Below are 2249 nucleotides of genomic sequence, written 5' to 3' on the forward strand. Positions count from 1 at the left end.
TTGTGATTTTCGCGCTGGTGGTAATGTGGCAGAGCCGCCGCAGAAAAAAACACGCCGCTTAATTGCAGATATTTTGAAGAGCCGTTGCACATTCACGATGCAACGGTTCTTTTTTTGCGGCGTTTTCGATTTGTTTGCAATTTATTTGCTGCTTAATTGCAGTTTTATTTTTCCTCAAATTTGCCTGCAAAGGAGAGATTTTCCTCTGGTAATGAATTTATTCAACTGTTCTCGTGAAATAAATTTCTGTGAAAATAGTAGGAGATTTTTATTTTTATTATGTATAAATCCAGTAATGGAGGGAGTATAGTTGAATAAGAATATTGATTAATATTTATTATTAATTAATATCCAATAAAGATTGACATTTGCTTAAAAATATATTTTTTATATGAATATAAAAAAATAAGCGCGGGGGAAAGGTGGAGAGATGGTATATGTCATTACTTAACAAAGAAATTTCGGATTTTACAGTTCAGGCTTTTGTAAAGCCTGCCGGTGCGGCGAAGGGTGAGTTTAAGGAAATATCAAAGGCCGATTTGCTGGGCGGCTGGTCGGTGCTGTTCTTCTATCCGGCTGACTTCACCTTTGTCTGTCCGACGGAGCTGGAGGATCTTGCCAACCTTTATGACAGGTTCAAAAAGGCCGGGTGTGAGATTTACAGCGTGTCCTGCGATACTCATTTCGTGCATAAGGCATGGCATGAGTCTTCGGAGAAGGCAGGCAGGATAAACTATCCGATGCTGGCGGATCCAACCGGGAAGCTGGCCAGGGATTTGGAGGTCTACGATGAGGAGAGCGGCCTGGCGGATCGCGGTACATTCGTGGTAAATCCGGAGGGCAGGGTTGTGGCCTATGAGGTTAATGCCGGTAATGTAGGGCGCAATGCCGATGAGCTGCTGCGCAAGGTTGAGGCTCTGCAGTTTGTGGCAGCGCACGGTGACGAGGTGTGTCCTGCAAAGTGGACACCGGGCAGTGAAACTATCACGCCGACCTTTGACCTGGTAGGGCTGCTGTAAATAATATATGGATTGCACATAGGGTTGTGTATAGGTACGGAGGTGGCGTTGTGAGTGAGTTTGGAGATGTTGAACAGCTGAAGGCTGTTTTTGCCAAGTTTGCCAATCCTGTGAAGATCAAGGTTCGCTATGATGATAGTGAGCTGGGGCAGGGAATATATGAGTTCCGGCAGAAGTTTGGCAAGCTGACGGACAAGCTGGTCTGGGAGGAGGAGAAGGCCGAGGGGATTCCCGGCATGGAGCTTTTCCGGCATGATGGCAGTCCTACCGGTGTTACATATCATGCGGTGCCTGGCGGCCATGAGCTTCAGTCCTTTGTGCTGGCGCTGTACAATACGGCAGGGCCCGGACAGGAGGTGCCTGACGATGTAAGGTCAGGACTGGAAGCAATAGATGGCAAGCACAATATTCAGGTTATGATGACGATGACCTGCAGTATGTGCCCGGAGGCTGTGACGGCGGCCCAGCGGCTGGCTATTCTTTCTGACAATATCACTGCGGAGATATTTGATGTGATACGTTTTCAGGATATTATAGACAGGTACAACATCAAGGCCGTTCCATGTATTGTCATAGATGATGAGCATGTTACATTTGGCAAGAAGAATATCAGTGAAATGCTGGCTCTGGTGCAGAATGCAAAATAAGGGAGCAGGCATTACGGTGATTCTTCGCCAGGTGTCATAAAGCGGCTGAGGTACCATCCGCCTTTAGGGACTGCAGTCAGGGCAGCATGCTGCCGGGGCTGTGGGCACTGGGAATCCTGTGCTTTGTGCGGGAGTGTGCCGAGAGGTAAATATTAAAAGATTAGAAGAAAGAGGGAATTGATTATGAAGAAGTTGCAGATTTTCGAGGGTGCTGTTTGTGCTAGTGACGGTATGTGCGGTCTGAGCGTTGATCAGGAGCTGATGCGCATTGATACCGTGGTAAAGGTTCTGCAGAATAACGCGTACGATGTTGATAGATATATTATGCCGGATGATCGCAAGGCTTTCATGGAGAACGAGGTTGCAGGCGAGTTCCTGCGTCAGAACGGCAATGAGGCTCTGCCTCTGGTTCTGCTGGATGGCCAGAAGGTGCTGAATGGCAGATTCCCGACTAATGATGAAATCGCTCAGTGGCTGGAGGTACCGAACCTGCCGAAGCTTCTGGAGAAGAAATAATCTATAAGGTATATGGCGGTCATGCAGGAGAAGAACGGCTCATGCATGACCGTTTTCTTGTTATTGT

General features: G+C 47.4%; 4 protein-coding genes. All 4 read left to right on the forward strand.

The genetic code is table 11. The annotated features are described in order from the left end of the window. Nucleotides 1–310: hypothetical protein (locus ACI3UA_RS05690; RefSeq protein ID WP_439723864.1), on the forward strand; the 310-nt coding region annotated here is incomplete at its 5' end. A 127-nt stretch (nt 311–437) separates the two neighbouring features. Then, complete coding sequence (ahpC, locus tag ACI3UA_RS05695; protein ID WP_439723865.1) at nt 438–1019, forward strand: alkyl hydroperoxide reductase subunit C; 582 nt, start codon at nt 438–440, stop codon at nt 1017–1019. Between the two features lie 50 nt (nt 1020–1069). Next, the gene (locus ACI3UA_RS05700; RefSeq protein WP_439723866.1) at nt 1070–1666 is read left to right on the forward strand and encodes a thioredoxin family protein; all 597 of its coding nucleotides are present in this window, start codon (nt 1070–1072) and stop codon (nt 1664–1666) included. A gap of 183 nt (nt 1667–1849) precedes the next feature. Continuing rightward, the gene (arsD, locus tag ACI3UA_RS05705; RefSeq protein WP_439723867.1) at nt 1850–2182 is read left to right on the forward strand and encodes an arsenite efflux transporter metallochaperone ArsD; all 333 of its coding nucleotides are present in this window, start codon (nt 1850–1852) and stop codon (nt 2180–2182) included. Nucleotides 2183–2249 lie beyond the last annotated feature (67 nt).

Source organism: Anaerovibrio sp., assembly GCF_051866355.1.
Taxonomy (GTDB): domain Bacteria; phylum Bacillota; class Negativicutes; order Selenomonadales; family Selenomonadaceae; genus Anaerovibrio.